Source organism: Methanobrevibacter curvatus, from assembly GCF_001639295.1.
GTDB lineage: Archaea > Methanobacteriota > Methanobacteria > Methanobacteriales > Methanobacteriaceae > Methanoflexus > Methanoflexus curvatus.
Genome location: NZ_LWMV01000018.1, coordinates 1 through 5,596, shown reverse-complemented (window position 1 = coordinate 5,596; position 5,596 = coordinate 1). Strand labels below are relative to the sequence as shown.

Sequence of the window (5,596 nt, the reverse complement as noted above, 5' to 3'; positions counted from 1 at the left end):
ATATTAGTTAAAATAGAATTTTATTAAATATTTATGTTTATTTTATAATGTTATTTATTATAATTCTATAAATATAATTTTAAGTTAATTAACAAAATTTAGAAACTTAGATTTTGAATTGTTACACATCCTTTCTAATAGTAAAAAAAGAAACATTTATATATTAAAAAAATAAATATAATTACATCGGAAGACGGATTCCGTATTCCGTTTATTAATTTTTTTAATAATTTAATGATTATAAAAAAATTTAATGAATATTTTTTAAATGAAAAAAATCAACTAAAAAAATTAACTAAAATATATAATAATAAAACTGGTAGAAAATATTTTAAAAAAAGAGGTGATTAAAAAATGGTTAGAAAAATAGCAATATATGGAAAAGGAGGAATAGGAAAATCAACTACTACTCAAAATACTGCAGCAGCAATGGCACATTTCCACAATAAAAAAGTAATGATTCATGGGTGTGATCCAAAAGCAGATAGTACAAGGATGATTTTAAAAGGAAAAATGCAGAAAACTATGATGGATACATTAAGAGAAGAAGGAGAAGAAGCATGTACTGTAGATAACGTCATGTCAGTTGGATATGGTGGAATAAAATGTGTGGAATCTGGAGGTCCTGAACCTGGAGTAGGATGTGCAGGAAGAGGAGTGATTACTGCTATTACCTTAATGGAAATGCAAAAAGTTTATGAAGATAACTTAGATTTCGTTTTCTTCGATGTTTTAGGAGATGTTGTTTGTGGTGGTTTTGCAATGCCAATTCGAGATGGAAAAGCAGAAGAAATATATGTTGTTGCTTCAGGAGAGATGATGGCATTGTATGCAGCAAATAATCTATGTAAAGGCATGGTAAAATATGCTAATCAAAGCGGAGTAAGGCTTGGAGGGATTATCTGTAATAGTCGTAATGTTGACGGAGAATTAGATTTAATAGAAAAGTTTTGTGATAAATTAGGAACTCAAATGATTCATTTTGTTCCAAGAGACAACATAGTTCAGAAAGCAGAATTTAATAAAAGAACTGTAGTAGATTATGATGAAACTTGTAAACAAGCAAGTGAGTATGGAGATTTAGGTGAAAAAATAATAAATAATGAAAATTTTGTAATTCCAGAACCATTAAAAATGGAAGAATTAGAAGATTTAGTTGTAGAATTTGGAATATTAGATTAAAATAAAATATAAAACTAAAATAAAATATAAAATTGAAATAAAATAAAACATTAGATAAAGTTAACTAATTTATTAAATATCTATAAATAAGTGATTAATATGAAAATGATAAGAGCTATTGTGAGACCTGAAAAAATAGAAAGTACTGTAAACGCATTAGAAGAAAAGGGACATATAGCTTTAACAAAAATAGATGTGATTGGCAGAGGGAAGCAGAAAGGAATACATCAAAATAATATCCACTATGATGAGTTACCAAAGAGAATGATAATGTTAGTTGCTGAAGATGAGCAAATAGATCCATTAGTTGATACAATTGTAAATTCAGCATATACTGGTAATTTTGGAGATGGTAAAATATTTATTAGCCCTGTAGAAGAAGCATATACAGTACGAACAAGAGAAAAAGGATTATAAAATCCCATTTAAAAATAAAATTTGAAAATTTAATAAAAAATTATTATAATCAAAAAAAGTAAAAAAAAAATAAAAAAAAAGGGGGAAAAATGAAAGAAATATTAGCTATTATACGACCTTCAATGGTAAATAAAACAAAAGAAGTTTTAGATGCTTTAGGGCATCCAAGCTTAACCGCAGTAAGTGTATTTGGAAGAGGAAAACAAAAATCAATGCTAAAAGAAGTAAAAAGTATAAAAGACAATCCAGAATTAAAGGATGAAGTAGGTGCAATGGCTTATGTACCAAAAAGGATGTTATCAATAGTTGTTCCTGAAGAAGACACTAATTTAATAGTAGAAGCTATTATGAAAGTAAACCACACTGGAGTAATAGGTGATGGAAAGATTTTTGTTTGTCCAATTGAAGATTCTCTAAGAGTTAGAAATAAAGATCAAGGATTAGAAGCTATTTTATAAAAAACAATCAACTAATTATATATAGGTGAAATAAATGCATAAACATTCAAGAAAAGTTTTGATAAGAGAAAACGGAGAAGATATAATAAAATATTGGTGTTTTAAGCATAAAAAATGGTGTACATTTGATGATGAAAGTTTGAATGAGAAATAGGTGTAAATTTTAAATGTATTAATGAAAATATTTATAGCGAAAATATTTGTAGTAATAATAAATAGATGCAGTAATAATAAATAAAAATTGATAAAAAATCTTAAGGAGGTTAATATGCCTTTTAAATTATTTGATGTTGATAAAGAAATTCCTGAAAGAGAAAAACATGTTTATGTGAAGCATTGTGGAGATAGTGATACAGAAATGGACTGTAATAAAAGTACAGTTCCTGGATGCATGTCAGAGCGTGGCTGTGTCTATGCTGGAAGTAAAGGAGTTATTACTGGGGCCATTAAAGATGTAGTTCATGTAGTTCATTCTCCTGTTGGTTGTACCACCTATGGAGGCGGAGCAAAAAGGTATCCTTCTAGACCAAATATGCCTGATGGAACAACTTTCCCTGTAGAAAATTTTAATTTAAAATATGTCTGTGGTACAGATTTAAAAGAATCTGATGTTGTATTTGGTGGAATGAAAAAGTTAAAACAATCAGTTCAAGAAGCTTATAAAGAATTCCCTTTTACAACAGCTATTTATTGCCATGCAACTTGTACAACTGGTTTAATTGGAGATGACATAGATGCTGTATGCAAGGAACTAACTGAAGAGCTAGGAATAGATGTAATAGCTTATAACACTCCAGGTTTTGCAGGTCCTTCTCAATCAAAAGGGCACCATATAACTAATGATACAATGTTTGATCAATTAGTTGGAAGTAAAGAACCTCCAAAAACTACTGATTATGATATTTGTTTAATTGGTGAGTATAATATTGATGGAGATTTATGGGTTTTAGAAAAATACCTAAATGAAATGGGAATAAATATATTAAGTCGTTTTTCTGGTGATTCAACTCATAATGAAATATGTTATATGCATAAATCTAAATTAAATCTTGTTAGATGCCAGAGATCAGCAACCTACATTGCAGAGCTAATAGAAGAAAAATATGGTACACCTTATATAAATGTTGACTTTTTTTCAACTGAATATTGTGCTGATAACCTTCGTATGATTGGTAAATATTTCAATTTAGAAGAAGAAGCAGAAAAAGTTATTGAAAAATATCATGGTGAAGTTAAAGAAGAGTTAGAATTCTACAAAGAAAAGTTAAGTGGTAAAAAAGTTTATATTTTCTCTGGAGGACCTAAAAGTTGGCACTTGTCTATTCCTCTTGAAAAAGAACTTGGAATGGATGTAACAGCAGTTGCTTCTCAATTTGAACACGAAGGAGGATACAAAAAAATGAAGGAAAGGGTTAAAGAAGGAGCTACAATTGTAGATGACCCTAATTCCCTTGAACTTGAAGAAATGATAAAAACTGACAGACCAGATATTATTTTAGCTGGAATAAAAGAAAAATACCTCGCATACAAGTATGGAGTTCCTTCAATAATGATACATTCCTATGAAAATGGGCCATATATTGGTTTTGAAGGATTTTTAAACCTTGCAAAAGATCTTTATGCCAATATTTACAATCCAATTTGGGATTTATTAGAATTTGACTCATTTCCACAAAAAGAAAGTGCAAAAGATGGTCAAAATGAAAAAGTAGACAAAGAGTTGATGGAGGCAGGTAAATGAAAATTAATTCATTTCAAATGAAAAATGAAAAATTTAAAAATAGCTTTATGAAGAAAATGAAAATAATTAACAAACATAGATATTTAAACAGATTAAACAGATTAAAAGGTGTTAACATATGAGTGGTGTAAATGTAATAAACCGTGAGAGAAATTTAATTGTAAATCCACTTAAAACCTGCCAACCTTTAGGAGCAATGTATGCGGTAATTGGAGTTTCACGTGGAATTCCGATGGTACATGGGTCACAAGGCTGTTCTAGTTTTGTAAGATATCATTTAGCAAGACATTTTAGAGAACCTGTAGAAATAGCTGTTTCATCACTTCATGAGGCTGCAGCTGTTTTTGGAGGAAGAAAAAACATTAATTCTGGTATAAAAAACATAGCTATTCGTTATAAACCAGATTTAATAGGAGCCATTACTACTTGTTCAAGTGAAATAATTGGTGATGATGTATTTGGTTTTGTTGATACTACAAATAAAGAATTAGCAGAATTATCAAAAGAAAAACAAGAGTATGCTGGAGTTGAAAAGGTTAAAGTTGTTCCTATTCCAACCCCAAGTTTTGTTGGTACTCACTACTCAGGTTATGGTGTGGCTGTTAATTCAATAATCCAAACTGTAACTGAAATAAATGATGAAGAAAATGGAAAAGTGAATATTATTCCAGGGCTTTTAAATCCTGGAGATGTTAAAGAATTAAAACATATTCTAAATTCTTTAAATGTAGGACATATAATGTTAACTGATGTTTCTGATGCCTTTGATGGGCCACTTAGACCATCAATTCAGGAAACACCATTTTATCCAAAAGGTGGAGTTACAGTAGATGAGATTAAGAATGCTTCAAGCTCAAGTGGAACAATAAGCATTTGTAAATATGCTTCGCAAGGAGCAAAAACCTTAGAAAGTACACATAATGTTCCAGCTATTACTGATGATTTAGCACCAATTGGAATAAAAGGTACTGATCAATTTTTAAGAAATATTCAAGTTTTAACTGATTGTGAAGTTCCAGAAAAATTATTAGATGAGCGAGGATTAACTCTTGATATGATGGCCGATGTTTCTGCAAGATATTTACATGGAAGAAAGGTAGCTATTTTCGGTGATCCAAGTTTAACTACAGGTCTTGCAAGATTAATAAGCGAATTATCAATGGAAGTAGTAATGGTGTGTAGTGGAGCAGATGAAAAAAGCTTTCCAGAAGATATGGAATTAGTAGCAAAAGAATCTGGACAAAATATCGATGTTTTACAAGAACAAGACCTAAGAGCAGTAGAAGTTTATGTAAAAGAAAATGATATTGATATTTTAATAGGGAACTCTGATGCTAGGTTTATTTCATATGACACAGGAATTCCATTAATAAGATTTGGTTATCCTGTATATGATAGAGTAGGCTACCATTCACAACCAATATTAGGTTATAGAGGAGCAAAAAGAATGACTGAATTAATAACAAATGCAGTATTAGAAAAATACTATGAAGAAAAACATTGGAAATTACAACAGTAAAATCAGAATGAATAATAAAGAAATAAACCAATACTTAAAAAAGAAAATTTAAAAATTGATTTTTAAAAAAATAGCAATGTAACAGCTAAAAAATTCAATTAATTTTTTATTAAGTTATTTTTTATTAAATTCTTTTCATTTTTTATTTATTTTTCAAAAATGTGGTTATTAAAAAATGCTACTATTATATTTATTAATAAATAATTTAAGCAATTTTAAATTATTTTAAATTATTTTAAAAAAAATTGATAAATGCTAAATATATAGATAGTTCAATCT

6 protein-coding genes are annotated in these 5,596 nt (G+C 28.7%); all 6 read left to right on the top strand.

Going from position 1 to position 5,596, the window contains the following annotated elements; all coding sequences use genetic code 11:
* The first annotated feature begins 354 nt into the window (after positions 1–354).
* The 6 genes from nifH (at position 355) to MBCUR_RS00550 (ending at position 5,317) form a co-directional block, all read left to right on the top strand.
* Positions 355–1,182 carry a nitrogenase iron protein gene (gene nifH / locus MBCUR_RS00570; protein ID WP_067088907.1) on the top strand — a complete coding sequence of 276 codons (828 nt, stop codon included), beginning with the start codon at positions 355–357 and terminating at the stop codon, positions 1,180–1,182.
* 99 nt (positions 1,183–1,281) lie between these two features.
* Positions 1,282–1,599 carry a P-II family nitrogen regulator gene (locus tag MBCUR_RS00565; protein ID WP_067088904.1) on the top strand — a complete coding sequence of 106 codons (318 nt, stop codon included), beginning with the start codon at positions 1,282–1,284 and terminating at the stop codon, positions 1,597–1,599.
* An 89-nt stretch (positions 1,600–1,688) separates the two neighbouring features.
* On the top strand, positions 1,689–2,057 hold the full coding sequence (locus MBCUR_RS00560) for a P-II family nitrogen regulator (protein ID WP_067088901.1): 369 nt from the start codon (positions 1,689–1,691) through the stop codon (positions 2,055–2,057).
* A 268-nt stretch (positions 2,058–2,325) separates the two neighbouring features.
* The gene (locus MBCUR_RS00555; RefSeq protein ID WP_067088899.1) at positions 2,326–3,798 is read left to right on the top strand and encodes a nitrogenase subunit alpha; all 1,473 of its coding nucleotides are present in this window, start codon (positions 2,326–2,328) and stop codon (positions 3,796–3,798) included.
* On the top strand, positions 3,795–3,920 hold the full coding sequence (locus MBCUR_RS10885; RefSeq protein WP_281190498.1) for a hypothetical protein: 126 nt from the start codon (positions 3,795–3,797) through the stop codon (positions 3,918–3,920). Before MBCUR_RS00555 ends, MBCUR_RS10885 begins: the two co-directional genes overlap by 4 nt.
* Positions 3,917–5,317, top strand: coding sequence for a nitrogenase component 1 (locus MBCUR_RS00550; protein WP_067088896.1), 1,401 nt, complete (start codon positions 3,917–3,919; stop codon positions 5,315–5,317). Before MBCUR_RS10885 ends, MBCUR_RS00550 begins: the two co-directional genes overlap by 4 nt.
* Positions 5,318–5,596: the final 279 nt, after the last annotated feature.